A 15625-nucleotide genomic window follows, 5' to 3' on the forward strand; every position below is an offset into this window, starting at 1 on the left:
GCCCGGCCCATCGACTGCCCCGCCGGCGCCAGCCGGTCGCCGACCGGCCCCCCCGGCGTCCGCCCCTGCCGCCGCCAGTAGTCCTCGCCGGCCTGCCGCAACGCCTCGCAGGGCACCAGCCCGACGATCTCGCGGCCCGTCACCACGACGCCGCGCTGGGCGGCCAGCTCGCGGGCCGCCTCGAGCACGAGGTGCGGCGGGGTCACGTGGTAGTCGGTGAGGTTGATGGAGATCTGGGCGCGGTCGTACGCGTCGACCTTCCAGCCGATGGCCTTGCAGTGCGCGAAGCGTCCGGGGCGGTAGACCTTGCGGCCCACCAGGTCGTCTGCGGGTACGTCGTTGGCGGCGAGCAGCGCGGCGAGGTCGTACCCGTGCTCGGCCGTCGTGTGCGCGGCGAGGGCGGCGGCGTCCGGGGTGGTGAGGTCGCACGAGCCGCACCGGAGGCGTCCGGCCTCGTGGAAGAGAATCTCGCCGCGCATGTAGATCGGCGAGGGGTTGGGGGTGCGGGCGACGCGGCCCTTCTCACGCAGGTCGAAGGCGATGTCGGTGGCGAGCTTGGCGTCGCGCGTGTTGAGGGAGATGTTGTAGGCGATGAGGAACTCGCGCGCGCCCGTGATGAGCGCCCCCGCGCTGGGGTGCGGTGAGCTGGGGCCGTAGTCGGGGGCCCACGCCGGGTCGGCGAGCTTGTCGGCGAGCCCCTCGTACTCGCCCTTCCGCACGACGGCCAGGTTGCGCCGCTCCGGCCGACTCGCGGCGGCCTCGTAGAGATAGACGGGGATGCCGAGCTCGCTGCCCACCCGTTCGCCGAGCGAGCGGGCCAGGTCGGCGCACTCCTCGATCGTGATCCCCTCGACCGGGATGAACGGGCACACGTCGGTCGCGCCCATGCGCGGATGGGCGCCGGTGTGGGCGTTCATGTCGATCAGTTCGGCCGCCGTGGCGACGCCGGCGAACGCGGCGGCGACGACCGCCTCGGGGCCGCCGACGAACGTGACGACCGTGCGATGGGTGTCGGCGCCCGGGTCGACGTCGAGCACCCGGACGCCGCCGCTCGCCCTGATCGCGCCGACGATCTGTTCGATCACGGCCGGGTCCCGGCCCTCGGAGAAGTTGGGCACGCACTCGACGACGGGCTCGCTCATGTGCCGAGGGTGCCAGCGGTGCACAGCGGACGCCGCCGGCTCCGGTCGTGCGTCTGGGATCCGAGACCGGCTAGGTTGCAGGTATGGCGTCGAGCACATCGCCCGCGGTGGGTCGGGCGCTGGACATCCTGAGCTACCTCGCGGCGAGGGCCGGCACGGTGGAAGCCTCCGCCATCGCGCGCGACCTGGAGTTGCCGCGCTCGTCGGCCTATCACATCTTGTCCGTGCTGACCGAGCGCGGGTTCGCCGTCTACGTGCCCGAGGCGCGCGGGTACGCGCTGGGGGCGGCGGCGTACCGGCTGAGCAGCGCCTACACCGCGCACGAGGCGCTCGAGCGCATGGCCCGGCCGGTGATGGCGGGCATCGCCGGGCGGCTGGGAATCGTCGTGCACCTCGGCATCCTGCGGGGTGCGAACACGTTCTATCTGCTCAAGGAGCATCCGCCCACCCCGACCGACCTCGAGCCGACGTTGGTGACCGAGGTGGGCGTCCTGTTGCCGGCGCACCTGACGGCGAACGGACGCGCCATCCTCGCCCACCTCGACGAGGCGGCGGTGCGGGCGCTCTACACGCGGCCCGGGGACTTCGTCTCCCGGACCGGCCGCGGCCCTCGCTCGGTGGGCGAACTGCTGGCGGAATTGACGGCCGATCGGGAACGCGGCTGGTCGGAAGAGGTCGAGCTCGTCACCGCCGGGTTGCGGTCGGCGGGCGTCGCCGTGTTCGACCTGCACGGTCGGGCGTTGGCCGCCCTGAGCAGCACGTGGCGCTCACGCGTCCCCCTCCGGGACGCCGACGCGGTCGTCGCTGCCCTCGTGTCCGGGGCGGCGGAGATCACCCGCCGGTTGCAGGGGCGTCCGCGGCCGGGTTGATCCGCCGCGAGCCCGGGCAGTTGCGGCGAGCCCCGGCGGTTCGCGCCGAGCGGCCGGCCGGGCTCGCGCCCCCTCAGTCCACCGGGAGCGCGCCCGTCTCGAGGACGGAGGCGGCGGCGTCCAGCAGCGAACCCGACGAGACCAAGGCGACCACCGCATCGAGGTCGGCGGCCAGGAACCGGTCAGGACCGGGTCCGGGCACCACCTCGCGGATGCGCTGCACGACAGCCGCCGTGCCCGGCGCGGAGCCGAGACCGCGCAGGTCCAGGGCGCGGGCAGCGGTCAACGCCTCACCGGCCAGGACGCGCGCCAGCCCGTCCAGGGCACGGCGCAGCTTGCGGGCGGCGTGCCAGCCGAGGCTGACGTGGTCCTCTTGCATCGCCGACGACGGGATCGAGTCGACCGACGCCGGCACCGCGAGCCGCTTCAGCTCGGCCACGATGGCCGCTTGGGTGTACTGCAGGATCATGTGCCCCGAATCGACTCCGGGATCGAGCGCCAGGAAGGCCGGCAGCCCGTGGTTGCGCGCCACGTCGAGCAGGCGATCGGTGCGCCGCTCCGCCATGGACGCCACATCGGCCACGGCGATCGCGAGGAAGTCCAGCACATAGCCCACCGGCGCCCCGTGGAAGTTGCCGTTCGACTCGACCCGCCCGTCCAGCGCGACCACCGGGTTGTCGATCGCGGCCGCCAACTCATATCCGGCGACCGCGCGGGCGTGCGCGAGCGTGTCGCGGGCCGCACCGGTCACCTGGGGCGCGCAGCGCAGCGAGTAGGCGTCCTGCACGATGGGGCAGCTCGGGTCCGCGTGGCTCGCGATCACCGGCGACCCGCCCAGCATCGCCCGCATGATCGCCGCGGACGCCTGCTGCCCCGGCTGGGGCCGCAGCGCGATCAGGTCGTCGGCGAAGGCGTGGTCGGTGCCCAGCAGGGCCTCGACCGAGAGCGACGCCACCACGTCCGTCGTCGCCAGCAGCCGGTCGAGGTCGTGGCAGGCGAGCACCAGCTGGCCGAGCATCCCGTCGGTGCCGTTGATGAGGGCGAGGCCCTCCTTCTCCTCCAGCACGACCGGCGCCAGCCCGGCCGCCGCCAGGCATTCCGCGCTCGGCCGGCGCTCGCCGGCGGCGTCCCGGGCGAAGCCCTCCCCGAGGAGCGTCAGCGCCACGTGCGCGAGGGGCGCCAGGTCGCCCGAGCACCCCAGTGAGCCGTACTCGTGCACGACCGGCGTCACCCCGGCGTTGAGCAGCCCCGCGTAGGCCTCCGCCACCTGCGGCCGGACGCCCGTCCTCCCCGTCAGCAGCGTCGACAACCGGCTCAGCATCATGGCACGCACGACCTCGCGCTCCACCTCGGGCCCGGCCCCCGCCGCGTGGGACCGGATGAGGCTCTGCTGCAACTGCCGCCGCTGCTCGCGCGGGATATGTCTGGTCGCGAGGGCACCGAAGCCGGTCGACACGCCGTACACCGGCCGCTCGGACGCCGCGAGCCGCTCGATCCAGCCGCGCGTCTCGCCGACCCCGGTGAGCGCGGCGGCGTCCAGTTCGACGCGCGCGTCGTGCCGCGCGACCGCGACGACCTCGCCCTCGGTCAGCGGCCCGGAGCCGACGGTGACGACCTCCATGGCGCCACGATGCCGCCTCGCCCCTCCCGACGTCACCCCCACCCCGGCGCGTCTCGGATTCAAGACGGACGCCGCCGGCGTCCGAGCTGCGGGGAAGCCGTCAGAGTCGCGCGACCACCTCATCGAGCATCGCCTCGGTGAGCTTGCCGGTGAACGTGTTCTGCTGGCTCACGTGGTAGCTGCCCACGAGGGTCACCGGGTGACCGGCCGGGGTGAGGAGTTCAGCCGTCGCCCCGTGCCCGAAACGTGGCTTCGGGCGCGGCACGATCCAGCCGCCGCGGCGTGCGGCGGCCAGCGCGGCGTCCCAGGCGAGCGATCCCAGCGCGAGCACGGACCGCAGCTGGGGCACCAGCAGCGCCAGTTCGCGGTCGAGCCAGGCGCCGCACGCCTCGCGTTCGGCGGGGGTGGGCCGGTTGGCCGGCGGGGCGCAGTGGACCGACGCCGTGATCCGGACGCCGCGCAGTTCGAGCCCGTCCCCGGCGTGCGCCGAGGTGGGTTGGTTCGCGAAGCCCGCCCGGTGCAGCGCCGCGTACAGCCAGTCGCCCGAACGGTCGCCGGTGAACATGCGGCCGGTCCGATTGGCGCCGTGCGCAGCGGGGGCGAGGCCCACGACGAGCACCTCGGCCGCCGGGTCGCCGAAGCTCGCAGCCGGACGCCCCCAGTACGGCTCGCCCGCGAAAGCGGCCCGCTTCGTGGTCGCGGCCGTCTCGCGCCACTCCACCAACCGCGGGCACGCCCGGCAAACCGACGTGCACGCGTCGAGTTCGCAAAGGGTCGCGGCAGCTACGGCAAGACGGGCCACCGCTGTCGGTGAGGACGCCGCGGGCGTGTCGCGCGTGGCCGGGTCGCCCGGCCATCCCGTCCCCGCCGGCACCGGCGAGTCGAACAGCTGCCCGGTCAGCGGATGCTGCAACGCTCGGTGCTCCACGAGCGGCAAGGTACCCGCCCGGGCCGGCCGGGGCGAACCCGCGTCCCGAAGCGCACCGGGGTCTCGACCGCCCCGGGAGGAAGGGCGCGTCCCTCGCACCCGGCGGACGAATCGTCACGCCAGGCGGCGTGGAACGTGCTCCGGCGCGGCTTGGCCGGCGGGGCGATCATCGACGATGTGCCCGTCGGACATCTCCACGATCCGGTGCGCGTAGGACGCTGCGTGCGCGTCGTGAGTGACCATGATGATCGTCTGCCCCAGATCGTCGGCGGAGCGGCGCAGGAGCTCGAGGATCTGTTCGCCCGTCCGGGAATCGAGGGCTCCGGTGGGCTCGTCGGCGAACAGGACGGCGGGTGCGGTGATGAGCGCCCGGGCGATCGCCACCCGCTGCTGCTGGCCGCCCGACATTTCCGAGGGACGGTGCTCGAGCCGTTGTCCCAACCCCAGGGGGCCCACCACGGCGTCGAACGCCGGGGCGTCGACGCGGCGTCCGGCCAACTCCAGCGGCAGGAGGATGTTCTGGCGTGCGGTCAGCGTCGGTAGCAGGTTGAACGCCTGGAACACGAAGCCGACCTTGTCGCGCCGTGTCCGGGTGAGAGCGCGGTCGTCGAGCGCGCCCAGGTCCACGCCGTCGATCAGGACCTGTCCCGACGTGACCCGATCGAGCCCCGCGAGACAGTGCATGAGGGTCGACTTGCCGGACCCCGACGGCCCCATGACCGCTGTGAAGCTCCCCCGCCCGAACGCCACGTCGATGCCGTCGACGGCGCGCACGGCGTTGTCGCCCTCGCCGTAGACCTTCACCAGGCCGACGGCTTCGGCCACTTTGTCGGTCCGCGCCACGGTTGCTCCTTCCACGCTCACCTCAGCCTCCTCGCTCACCCGACGTCCGCCAGCGCCTCGACGGGGGCGGCCTGGGCTGCCCGGCGCCCGGGCAGGACGGACGCCGCCGCCGCGGCCAGCAGCACCCCTGCGACGACGAGACCGATGACGCCCCAGTCGACGACCAGGCGCGGCTCGGGCAGCCCCATCTCGGCCACGAGCGCGGCGGCACCCACCCAGCCGAGCAGCACCCCGAAGACGACCCCGACCAACACGGAGACGGCGGCGATCAGCAGCGACTCGATGAGCAGCATCAGCCGCAGGCCGCTCGCCTGCAGACCGAGGGCGCGCAGGAGCGCCGACTCGCGGGTCCGCTCCAGCACGGACAGGCTCAGCGTGTTGGCGACGCCCACCAGGGCCACGAGCGCGGCGACGCCCAACAGGCCCGTCAGGAACGCCGTGACCGAGTCGAGCACCAGGCGGAGCCGAGCCTTCTGGTCCGCCGAGCCACTGACCTCGAGCCCCGGATTCGCTTCGATGAGCCGCCCCTGGATCCGCTGGACCACGGAGGCGCTGTCGTCGGGATCGGAGAGGCGCACGAGGATCAGCCCCGGGCGCAGGGGCGTAGCGAGCCGGTCCATGGTGGCCGCGGTCACCACCGCCAGCGTGGAGCCGAGGTTGGACTCCGTGGTGCTCAGCTGCGGCACCTGTTCTCCGGACAGGGGCATCAACGTGACGAGCGAGCCTTGCTTGATGCGCATGAGGGCGATGACGGTGGTGGGCAGACCCACCCCGTCGTCGCTCACCGCGACCGGGTGGTTCAGGATGCGTTCGGCTTCGGCCGAGACCACGCCGGCCGGCATCCACCGCCCGACGCCCGACGCGCCCCACACCATGAGTGGTTCGCTCACCTCGACCATGTCGGCGTCGGCCACGCCGGGGGTGTCCAGAACCACCTGCAGGGCGCCCTCGGCGAAGCCCTTGAGGCGGCCCGACTCGTCGCGGTTCGCGCGGGTGCCGCTGCCGTTCGGGTTGACGAGATCGGGTTCGGCGACCGCCGACTGGAGCGCGAGGTCGACGGGATACAGCTGGTCCAGCCGATTGAAGGCACTCGAGCGCCCGGACGCCGCGCCCACCTGCACGGTCACGATCAATCCGACCGCCAGCATGACCGCCGTCGCCGTCGCCCCAACCCGCCCGGGATTGCCGACCGCGTTGCCCACCGCGAGCCTCGCCTCGGGACGCCAGCGGGCCAACGGCGCGCCGAGCCACCGCACGAGCGCCGGCACGTACGCCGACGCGCCCGCGAGGACGCCGCTGCCGAGGGCCAGCGCACCGCCGACGACGAGCCCGATCCGGACCCCCGGCCCCACGTCGGGTGCCAGACCACGGCCTGCCAGGATCAGTCCCGCGCCGACGAGGGCGAGGGCGCCGCACGCGATCGCTCGGCGCCGCAGCGACCGGACCGCGCTGTCGTGGCTGGTCACCGGCTGCAATGCCTCCATCGGCGCGACCAGGCCGGCGTGCCGAAGGGGCAGCAGAGCGGCCAGCACCGTGACGACCACTCCCACCGCCGCGACGAGAGCGACCAGGCCCCACGGCACCACGAGTCCGTAGCGCAGCGATCGCGTGACCAGCCAGGAGACCAGCGCGGCCAGACCGATCCCCACGGGCACGCCCAGCACGGTCCCCACCCCGCCCAGCACCGCCGCTTCGGCGAGGAACCGCGCGCGCACTTGCCCCTGCGTCGCGCCCACGGCGCGCAGCAACCCGATCTGGCGGCGTCGCTGCGCGACGAGGATGGTGAAGGTGTTCGCAATGATCAGGGTGCCCACGAGCAACGCCACCAGGGCGCAGCCGCTCAGCAGCAGCGTGAGCCACTCGGCGCCCCCCGCCACGGACGCCGCCTCCGACGCCCGCACCGCGGCCGCCGTCTTCGCCTCGGCGGTGATCCGCAGGATCCCCTCCCCGTACAGCTCGTCGGCGAGACGGGTGGCGACGTCGCCCGCGGCGTCCACGTCGGAGAGTGTCGCCAGCAGCTTGATCCCGATCCCGTCGCCGGAACTGCCGGGGGTGTCGTCGGCGGTTGTCGCCGGGTTGACGATGACGCTGTAGTCGGGAGGCGGGAAGAGCGTGTCGGCCAGCGTCATCACGTCGCCCGCGACGTAGGCCGGCGGATCGTCGTACCCACGCTCATCGGTGAGGCCGACCACGACGAGGGGCAGGGCGTCGGTGAGGTTCACGGTGACCTGACCGCCCAGCCCGACCCCGAGCGCTGCCGCGGTGTCGCGCGTGAGGACGACCTGATCGTCCCCGACCGGATACTCCCCCTCGGCCACGTGGTAGAACCGGAGGCCCTCCGCGCGGGGCGACGTGGTGAGCTTGACCCGGGCGAACCGCTCCCCACTGCTGAGTTGCGTGCTGAGTTGGCTGAAGCGCTCGACAGCCTCCACGGAAGGCTCGGACCGCAGGAAGCGTTCGGCGAGCAGCAGAGCGCCGTCACGGTCCTCCCGCGCCCCCCACCAGTGCCACAGGTGGGTCTCGACCACCACGTCGGCCTTCGAGGCGTACAGCATCTGCCGCGCCGCGATCGCGTTCGACTCGGTGGCGGCGAACACCTGCGTGGCCGCCAGGAACGCGACGGACAGCACGATGGCGAGCATCGTCGCCGCGTTGCGCGCCGGGTGCAGCCTGATCTCCTGCCAGGCCGCCGCCACGTTCCTCATCGGTCACCCCCTTCGGTGATGGACGATGGTAAACCGACGCCCCGACATTCCACAGGAGCAGCCCTCAGCCCTGCCCGTGCCGCCGTGGGAGAGTGGACCCATGTCCCTCCGCCTGCCCGCCGGTTTCGCCGCCGACGCACAGATCGAGGTCAAGCGGTCGCGATTCCTCGCGCACGTCGCCCGCGTCGACGACGAGGACGCGGCCCGCGCCGCCGTCGCGGCCGCGCGCAGCGCCCACCCGGACGCCCGGCACCATTGCTCGTCCTTCATCGTCGAAGTGCCGGGCGCCCAGCCGGTCGAGCGCTCCTCCGACGACGGCGAACCTTCCTCAACGGCGGGGACGCCCATGCTGGAAGTCCTCCGCGGCGCTCACCTCACCCAGGTGGTCGCCGTCGTCACCCGGTACTTCGGCGGGACCCTGCTCGGCACCGGCGGCCTCACCCGCGCCTACGCCGACGCGGTCGCCGCCGCCCTCGCCGGGACGCCGCGGGTGCGCCCGATCACACGGCACCTGGTGGCCTTCGACGTCGGCCCCCAGGACGCCGGTCGCGTCCAGGGCTCCCTGCTGGCGCACGGTGTCGAGGTCGTGGACGCGGCTTGGGCGGCGTCCGTGCGCCTCACCCTGGCCGTCGTCGACCCGGCGGAGGCGGCGGCGTCCGTGGCGGGGCTCCTCCAGCGCGAGGTGACCCTGACCAGGGTGGGAACGACGGTGACCGAGGTGCCGGTCCATCATTCGTCATGACGACTGGAATGGGATCGCTCTCACCTGCTATCCGCGCCGTGCTACCGCAACATCGTCGTTATGTCGTCCGCCACGCCCAGTGCCTCGGCAACGCCCAAGATCGCATCGTCGGCCAGCGCGAGTACCCGCTGACCTCGCAGGGGTACGCCCAGGCGCGTCAGGCAGCCGAACTCATCTGGCGGCGGGAGCGCGTGACCGCCGTGTACAGCTCCGACCTGCTGCCTGCGCGCGAGACGGCGCGCATCATCGCCGGCCTGCTCGGCCTCGACGTCGTTGTGGACGCCGATCTGCGCGAGCAGTCCTTCGGCCGACTCGAGGGCATGCGCCGTGCCGACATGGATTTCAGCACCGCGGAGCGGCGTCACCTCAATGAGGTGCACTGGGGCGGCGGCGAGTCGGTGGCCGAGGTGCACGCGCGTGTCGAACGCTTCCTCGGCTCGTTGCCCGAGGGCGACGGCGACGTGGTGATCGTGTCGCACCTGCACACGATCCAGATCGCCCTCTCCGCGCTCCGCGGGCGCGACCATCGCAGCATCGACTGGGTCGAACTACCGAGCGGTGGCATCGTGGTGGCGCCGGCGCTGTCCATGGAAGCGGTCCCCAAGACAGCCTGATACCCCGGCCCCGTACGCTGCGCGGTATGCGCACGGACCTGCCCCCCGGCCACGTCGCCCTCGTCGGCGGTGGCCCCGGCGATCCCGACCTGCTGACCGTGGCGGCCGTGCGGCTGCTCGGGCAGGCCGACGTCGTCCTCACCGACCACCTCGCCCCCGATTGCGCCACGTTCGTTCGGCCCGACGCCGAGATCATCGGCGTCGGCAAGCGGCCGCGCAGCACCGACGCCACCGCTCAGGACGACATCAACCGGCTGCTCGTCGAGCACGCCCGGGCCGGACGACGCGTCGTGCGCCTCAAGGGCGGCGACCCGTTCGTCTTCGGCCGCGGCGGCGAGGAGTGGCTGGCGTGCGCCGAGGCGGGCGTGCCGGTGTTCGTGGTGCCGGGCGTGACCTCGGCGGTGGCCGTTCCCGCCGTGGCGGGCGTCCCCGTGACGCACCGCTCGCTCACCCAGGGCTTCACCGTCGTGTCGGGGCACGTCGCCCCCGGCGACCCGCGGTCCACGCTCGACTGGGGCGCGCTCGCCCGCTCGGGCACGACGCTGGTGATCCTCATGGGGGTGAAGAACCTGCCTGCCATCGCCGAGGCGCTCGTCGCCGGCGGGCTGGACGCCGTCACGCCCGTCGCCGTCGTGGCCCACGCCTTCGCCCCCGATCAGCGCGTCCTTCGCGCCACGCTGCGGACCGCTGCCGCCGCCGCCGAGGGCGTCCGACCGCCGTCCGTGGTCGTCGTGGGCGATGTCGCGGCGCTGGCGCTCGGCTGACGCCGCGGCCGCCCGCCCTCGGGATTCGTCGCCGGGGTGACGCAACCCAAGGTCACGAACGGGGCGAGGAGCGCGGGCGGTCCTCGAAACGGCGCACGAAGACAGGCCGGTCCGGCGACGAGGCGGCGGCGTCGAACCGGTAGCCGTCGGCATCGAAGCGGATGAGCGCCCCCGGCGTCCGGACCCGGTTGCGGACCAGCCACGCCGCCATCGAACCCCGCGCCCGCTTGGCGTAGAACGAGACGATGCCGCGGCGTCCGCGGGCGTCGGTGTCCTCGAAGCGGGGGCTCACGATCCGGCCGCCCAACGCCTCCGGGCGGACCGCCGCGAAGTACTCCTCGCTCGCGAGGTTGACGACCGCCTCGGCGCCCGGCGACGCGGCCAGGTCGGCCCGGAGCAGGCCGGTGAGGATGTCGCCCCACCAGGCGTAGAGGGTGCCGCCGCGGTCGGTGCGCAGCCGGGTGCCCATCTCCAGGCGGTAGGGCTGCATGAGGTCGAGAGGCCGCAGCACTCCGTACAGTCCCGACAGGATCCGCACCGTCTTCTGCGCCTCAGTGAGATCGCGGGCGTCGAAGGATGCGGCGTCCATCCCCCGGTACACGTCGCCGGCGAACGTGTACAGCGCGGGGCGGGCGTTGCGCGGGGTGAACGGTGTGGAGAAGTCGGCGTAGCGCTGGGCGTTGAGGGCAGCGAGTTCGTCGGAGATGCTCATCAGTCCGCCCACCTCGGACACGCTCAGGGCGCGCAACACGTCGATCAACGCCCCGGATTCAGCCAGCAGCCGTGGTTCGGTGTGCTTGCGCGTCGGGAGCGGCGAGTCGAGGTCGAGCGACTTGGCCGGCGAGAGCAGGACGAGCATGCCCCGAGGGTAGCGGTCAGTCCGACTCGCGCGGCCACGCGTTGCGGAGGCAGCCGTCGAGGCTGATGCTCTGCTGCATCATCACCGGCGCCTTCTTGCCCTCGCCCGGGCAGGGCGCATGCCCCTGGCCGAGGTAGTGGCCCACCTCATGGTTGACGAGATAGGCGCGGTATTCCGCGAGATCGTCGTAGGTGGGCGTCATGTAGAGCCAGCGGTCGGTGTTGAGGATCACGTCGTCGCCGACGCGGCAGTTCCACTTCCGGGCGATGTCGGCCGGCGCGCACAGCTTCTGGGCCGAGTCGGGGGCAGCGAGGTAGATGCTGAGCGTGGTGTCCGTCTCGGCCGTGACCGCCCGGAACGACGTCCTGCCGTAGCCGGCCCAGCCGCGCGGGTCGTCGAGGGTGGCCTGGATGCTGCGCGCCGCCTCGTCGGGGTCGATGTCGACACTCGACTCCACCTTCACCACGTAGTCGACCACCCGCTCGTTCACGGTGGCGGGCTCGAGGGTCACCGTGTTCGACCGGTACTCACCCGTCGACGGCGTGTCCGACGTCCACACCTCCTGGCGCGCGATCTGAGGGATCGAGGGGGTGGGGCTCGGAGTCGGCGTCGGCGTGGGACTGGGTGCGCCGGTGATCCCCGAGGGGCGCGGCACGAGGTAGCTCCAGGCCACCGCCACGCCCACCACGAGCAGGAGCGCCACGAGGACGGCGCGCCACCAGGGCCGGCGGGCCCGGCGAGGCGGGCTGGTCGGCGGCGCGTCGGCGCCGTTGGCGATGGCCATGGGTCCAGCTTAGGGACGCCTCCGCCGTCCACCCGCGCGACGGACCGCTAGGCTCACGGCGAAGGGAGACACCCGATGAAGTTCCTGTTCCTCGGCGCCGGGGCGATCGGCACCTACATCGGCGGCTCGCTGGCCGCCGCGGGCCACCAGGTGGCGTTCACCGAGCAGCCGGCCATGGCGGAGACGCTCCGCGAGAGCGGTCTGAAGATCCACGTGGGCACGCGGCTGCGCACCATCACGACGGCCACGTTCTACTCCTCCCCCGCGGACGCCCTTGCCGCCGGCCCCTACGACGTCGGCGTTGTGGCGCTCAAGTCGTTCGACACGGCCGCAGCCGTCGACGACCTGGCCGACGCGGGCTTCCAGGTGCCGCCGATCCTGAGCCTGCAGAACGGCGTCGACAACGAGCCGACGATCGCCGAGCGGCTCGGCACGGGCAAGGTGATCGCCGGCACGGTCACCACGGCGATCGCCAAGCCCGGCCCGGGCGAGGTGATCGAGGAGAAGCACCGCGGCGTCGGCGTCGCCCTCGGCCACCCGCGCGCTAACGATCTCGTGCGCGCCCTCGACGAGGCGGGGCTCACCGCCCGTTCGTTCTCGAATGCTGCCGCCATGAAATGGTCGAAGCTGCTCACCAACCTCACCGGCAACGCCACCTCGGCCATCCTCGACCTGCGGGTCGCCGATCTCTTCGCCGATCCCCGCCTCTACGCCGTCGAGGTCGAGGTGCTCCGCGAGTGCCTGCGCGTCATGCGCGCCCTGCGGCTGCGCCCGGTGGACCTGCCCGGCACGCCCGTTCGCGCCCTCGCCCTGGCCGCCGAGCGTCTGCCCCGCTTCGTCGCCCAGCCGGCGCTCACCAAGGCGCTGGGGTCGGGGCGCGGCGACAAGATGCCCAGCTTCCACATCGACCTGCACTCGGGGCGCGGCCGCTCCGAGGTCGAGTACCTCAACGGCGCCGTCGTCCGGCACGGCGCCGAGGCCGGCGTCCCGACGCCGGTGAACGACGTGCTGACGCGCACCTTGGTCGCCCTCACCGAGGGCGCCGAAGACCTCGAGCGCTTCCGCCGCAACCCGGACGCCCTCCTTGCGCTGCTACCCTGACCGGGCGTCACTCGCCCGGGTAGCGGACGCCGACCTGCGCCCTCAGCTCGTCGAGCGTCTCCATGACGGCGACGGTCTCATCGAGGGGCAGTAGAGGCGACTCGCGGCGTCCCTCGGCGACGAGCGTGGCGAAGTGGGCGACCTGGTGACACAGGCCGTCGCTGGCGACGATGGCGGGAGGCCCGGACTCGGTGGGCACCTTGTCGCGCGTGACGAACCGGACCGTCCCCGGATTGTAGAACGAGCCGTCGAGTTCGACGCGGGCGAGCGTGCCGCAGATGGCGGCGGTGCAGGGTGTCCGGGCGGCGAGGGTGGTGGTGACGATGGCGTGGGCGTCGGAGCCGGGATAGTGGTCGAACAGGGCCGTGACCTGGGCGTCCACCCCGGTCTCGGTGAGCGTGCCGGTCGCCTGGATGCGCCCGGGTTGGGCACCGAAGACGAACCGGGCATACGAGACCGGGTAGACGCCGAGGTCGAGCAGCGCCCCGCCGGCGAGCGCCGGGTCGAAGAGGCGGCTCGCCGGGTGGAAGGCCATGTACTGGCCGTGGTCGGCGAGGAAGGTGGTCACATCGCCGAGCTCGCCGTCGGCGAGCAGTTGCGAAACGATGTCGGTGCGCGGCAGGAACCGCGTCCACATGGCCTCCATGCAGGTGACGCCGGCGCTGCGGGCGGCCTCCACGACCTGCCGCGCCTCGGCCGCGTTCCGGGTGAACGCCTTCTCGACGAGCACGTGCTTGCCCGCGTCGATGACCTGCAGCGCCAGCTCGGCGTGGTGGCTGTGCGGTGAGGCGACGTACACGGCGTCGACGTCCGGATCGGCGAGGAGTTCGGCGTAGGACCCGTACGGCCGCTCGATGCCGTGTTCGTGGGCGAACTGTTGCGCGCGCTCCAGCGAGCGCGAGCCGCAGGCGACCACACGCTGCCGGGTGTGCCGGGCGACCGCGTCGACCGTCTTGGCGGCGATGCGTCCCGGCGCCAGGACGCCCCACCGCAGGGCCGGGGCACCGGCAGGATCGGGAACGCGGCTGGTGGGGAGGGAACTGGTCATGGCGTCCAGTCAAGCACGCCGCAGGGCGGTCGGGGGTTTCGCGGGTGCGCCTCCGGGGAGTACCTTGCCGCCATCTCCCCCACACCGGTCGCCTTGGCGACCTTTGGTCCGCGCCGCCCCAACGCCGGGAACGCGCCGAGAAGGAAGCAGAGATATTCGTGAAAGTACGCACACTCGCCGCCGCAGCCCTCGCGGCCGCGCTGGTCGGCACCGGCTTCACCGCCACCGCGGACGCCGCCCCCAGCAACCGCAACGTCCAGGTCAACGTGGTGCTCACGTCAGACATCACCGACGCCGCCCTCGCCTCGCTCGCCAAGTACGGCACCGTGACGGGCACCCTGCCCGAGATCGACGGCGTCACCATGAACGCCCGGCTCGGCGACCTCGGCGCCATCCGGGCGCTCAGCACGGTGTTCGCCGCCAATCCGGACGCCCCCCGCGTCGGCAAGCCCGTTCCGATCAGCCCGTACACCGACACCACGGCCGGCTACAGCACCTGGAACCTCGACCAGATCGACGTGACGGAGAAGCCGGGCGCGGGCACCCGTGTCGTGCCCGAGACCGGTCAGGGCGTGTACGTCGCCGTCCTCGACACGGGCCTCATGTCGAGCTGGCGCACCTACTTCGGCGAGGATCGCATCGCCACCGAGTACGCCACCGCGTTCGGCGGCGGCGGCAACAGCGGCAAGGGGAACGTGAGCCAGCAGCCCAACAAGTGGCAGACGGACACGAACGGTCATGGCACGCATGTGACCAGCACCATCCTCGGCTACAACGTCAACGGCACTCCGATCGCCGGCGTCGCGCCGCAGGCGAAGGTCATCCCCGTGAAGGTGCTCAACAACAACGGTTCCGGCCAGTCGGCCATGGTGGCCGCGGGCATCACGTACGTGGGCGATCTGAAGGCCGGCCCGCTGAAGGACAGCCCGGTCGTCATCAACATGAGCCTCGGCGGGTCCGAGCTCGACGCCCTCGAGAAGGCCGCCCTCGACTACGCCATCGCCCAGGGCGTCCTCATCGTCGCCTCGGCCGGCAACGAGGGCACGGCGGGCATGGGCTACCCCGGCGCCTACGAGCCCGTCGTCTCCGTGGCGGCGAACGGCTGGGTGGGCGAATGGCAGCCGGACGCCGCCGGTAACCAGCGCACCTGGTGGTACGCGAGCGACGTGCGCGAGAAGCCCTACATCGACGACGACGCCTACATCACCGATTTCAGCAGCCGCGCACTGCCGGGCCAGGATCTCGACGTCGCCGCCCCCGGCTCCTGGATCCTCGGGCCGTACCAGGTGAACCAGGGCCAACTGTCCTACTACTACCTCGGCGGAACGTCCATGGCGGCCCCGCATGTGTCGGGCCTCGCGGCCCTCATGGCCGAGAAGGACGGTGCCCTCACCCAGGCCCAGCTGGAGACGACCCTCGAGGACACGGCCGTGCCGCTCGAGCCGGGCTGCCGCACGATCCTCTCCGGGCCGGGCACGGCCACGGAGGAGGTCTGCTGGGGTGCTGACGCCACCGGTCACGGCATCGTGAACGCGGTGGACGCCCTCGCGGCCACACCGTAACCGGCGGCGGGTTCCCTCCGCCCTCCTTCCCCACACCTCGGAC

At 72.9% G+C, this 15625-nt stretch carries 14 protein-coding genes; 6 read left to right on the plus strand and 8 right to left on the minus strand.

Features of this window, described 5'->3' with window-relative positions:
* On the minus strand, window positions 1–1142 hold a 1142-nt coding region (ftcD, locus tag Q1K57_RS05100), incomplete at its 3' end, for a glutamate formimidoyltransferase (RefSeq protein ID WP_300079701.1).
* An 83-nt stretch (window positions 1143–1225) separates the two neighbouring features.
* Here ftcD and Q1K57_RS05105 point away from each other — a divergent pair.
* A complete protein-coding gene (locus Q1K57_RS05105) occupies window positions 1226–2011 on the plus strand; it encodes an IclR family transcriptional regulator (RefSeq protein ID WP_300079703.1) in 786 nt (261 codons plus the stop codon).
* Window positions 2012–2084: 73 nt separating this feature from the next.
* Here the strand turns inward: Q1K57_RS05105 and hutH are convergent, their stop codons facing one another.
* From hutH to Q1K57_RS05125, 4 genes are all read right to left on the minus strand, one after another.
* Window positions 2085–3632 (minus strand): histidine ammonia-lyase, encoded by a 1548-nt coding sequence (gene hutH / locus Q1K57_RS05110; RefSeq protein WP_300079706.1) that lies wholly within the window; start codon window positions 3630–3632, stop codon window positions 2085–2087.
* 100 nt (window positions 3633–3732) lie between these two features.
* Window positions 3733–4560, minus strand: a complete 828-nt coding sequence (locus Q1K57_RS05115; RefSeq protein ID WP_300079709.1) for a uracil-DNA glycosylase — start codon at window positions 4558–4560, stop codon at window positions 3733–3735.
* Between the two features lie 114 nt (window positions 4561–4674).
* Window positions 4675–5424, minus strand: coding sequence for an ABC transporter ATP-binding protein (locus Q1K57_RS05120; protein WP_366525335.1), 750 nt, complete (start codon window positions 5422–5424; stop codon window positions 4675–4677).
* A 14-nt stretch (window positions 5425–5438) separates the two neighbouring features.
* The gene (locus tag Q1K57_RS05125) at window positions 5439–8108 is read right to left on the minus strand and encodes an ABC transporter permease (protein WP_300079712.1); all 2670 of its coding nucleotides are present in this window, start codon (window positions 8106–8108) and stop codon (window positions 5439–5441) included.
* 100 nt (window positions 8109–8208) lie between these two features.
* On the opposite strand from Q1K57_RS05125, the gene Q1K57_RS05130 reads away from it, so the two are divergent.
* The 3 genes from Q1K57_RS05130 to cobA are packed head-to-tail and all read left to right on the plus strand — an operon-like array spanning window position 8209 to window position 10228.
* Window positions 8209–8850 (plus strand): YigZ family protein, encoded by a 642-nt coding sequence (locus Q1K57_RS05130; protein WP_300079714.1) that lies wholly within the window; start codon window positions 8209–8211, stop codon window positions 8848–8850.
* On the plus strand, window positions 8847–9464 hold the full coding sequence (locus Q1K57_RS05135) for a histidine phosphatase family protein (RefSeq protein ID WP_300079716.1): 618 nt from the start codon (window positions 8847–8849) through the stop codon (window positions 9462–9464). Before Q1K57_RS05130 ends, Q1K57_RS05135 begins: the two co-directional genes overlap by 4 nt.
* Before the next feature lie 26 nt (window positions 9465–9490).
* Complete coding sequence (cobA, locus tag Q1K57_RS05140) at window positions 9491–10228, plus strand: uroporphyrinogen-III C-methyltransferase (protein ID WP_300079718.1); 738 nt, start codon at window positions 9491–9493, stop codon at window positions 10226–10228.
* A gap of 52 nt (window positions 10229–10280) precedes the next feature.
* Here the strand turns inward: cobA and yaaA are convergent, their stop codons facing one another.
* Both yaaA and Q1K57_RS05150 read right to left on the minus strand, forming a co-directional pair.
* Window positions 10281–11087 (minus strand): peroxide stress protein YaaA, encoded by an 807-nt coding sequence (yaaA, locus tag Q1K57_RS05145; RefSeq protein WP_300079721.1) that lies wholly within the window; start codon window positions 11085–11087, stop codon window positions 10281–10283.
* 16 nt (window positions 11088–11103) lie between these two features.
* Window positions 11104–11871 (minus strand): DUF3152 domain-containing protein, encoded by a 768-nt coding sequence (locus Q1K57_RS05150; protein ID WP_300079723.1) that lies wholly within the window; start codon window positions 11869–11871, stop codon window positions 11104–11106.
* 75 nt (window positions 11872–11946) lie between these two features.
* Here Q1K57_RS05150 and Q1K57_RS05155 point away from each other — a divergent pair, with 75 nt between their 5' ends.
* Window positions 11947–12972 (plus strand): 2-dehydropantoate 2-reductase, encoded by a 1026-nt coding sequence (locus Q1K57_RS05155; RefSeq protein WP_300079726.1) that lies wholly within the window; start codon window positions 11947–11949, stop codon window positions 12970–12972.
* Window positions 12973–12979: 7 nt separating this feature from the next.
* Here Q1K57_RS05155 and Q1K57_RS05160 read toward each other — a convergent pair whose 3' ends face one another.
* On the minus strand, window positions 12980–14020 hold the full coding sequence (locus tag Q1K57_RS05160; protein WP_300079728.1) for a Gfo/Idh/MocA family oxidoreductase: 1041 nt from the start codon (window positions 14018–14020) through the stop codon (window positions 12980–12982).
* Window positions 14021–14178: 158 nt separating this feature from the next.
* Between Q1K57_RS05160 and Q1K57_RS05165 the strand changes: the two genes are divergently transcribed.
* The gene (locus tag Q1K57_RS05165; protein ID WP_300079730.1) at window positions 14179–15582 is read left to right on the plus strand and encodes a S8 family serine peptidase; all 1404 of its coding nucleotides are present in this window, start codon (window positions 14179–14181) and stop codon (window positions 15580–15582) included.
* Window positions 15583–15625: the final 43 nt, after the last annotated feature.

It is taken from the genome of Propioniciclava sp. (genome assembly GCF_029977985.1).
Classification (GTDB): Bacteria; Actinomycetota; Actinomycetes; order Propionibacteriales; family Propionibacteriaceae; genus Propioniciclava.

Excerpts from the sequence above, each read along its gene's own strand:
- Q1K57_RS05105 (WP_300079703.1), top strand. The coding sequence starts at position 1,226 with ATGGCGTCGAGCACATCGCCCGCGGTGGGTCGGGCGCTGGACATCCTG.
- hutH (WP_300079706.1), bottom strand. The coding sequence starts at position 3,632 with ATGGAGGTCGTCACCGTCGGCTCCGGGCCGCTGACCGAGGGCGAGGTC.
- Q1K57_RS05125 (WP_300079712.1), bottom strand. The coding sequence starts at position 8,108 with ATGAGGAACGTGGCGGCGGCCTGGCAGGAGATCAGGCTGCACCCGGCG.
- Q1K57_RS05130 (WP_300079714.1), top strand. The coding sequence starts at position 8,209 with ATGTCCCTCCGCCTGCCCGCCGGTTTCGCCGCCGACGCACAGATCGAG.
- Q1K57_RS05135 (WP_300079716.1), top strand. The coding sequence starts at position 8,847 with ATGACGACTGGAATGGGATCGCTCTCACCTGCTATCCGCGCCGTGCTA.
- cobA (WP_300079718.1), top strand. The coding sequence starts at position 9,491 with ATGCGCACGGACCTGCCCCCCGGCCACGTCGCCCTCGTCGGCGGTGGC.
- yaaA (WP_300079721.1), bottom strand. The coding sequence starts at position 11,087 with ATGCTCGTCCTGCTCTCGCCGGCCAAGTCGCTCGACCTCGACTCGCCG.
- Q1K57_RS05150 (WP_300079723.1), bottom strand. The coding sequence starts at position 11,871 with ATGGCCATCGCCAACGGCGCCGACGCGCCGCCGACCAGCCCGCCTCGC.
- Q1K57_RS05155 (WP_300079726.1), top strand. The coding sequence starts at position 11,947 with ATGAAGTTCCTGTTCCTCGGCGCCGGGGCGATCGGCACCTACATCGGC.
- Q1K57_RS05160 (WP_300079728.1), bottom strand. The coding sequence starts at position 14,020 with ATGACCAGTTCCCTCCCCACCAGCCGCGTTCCCGATCCTGCCGGTGCC.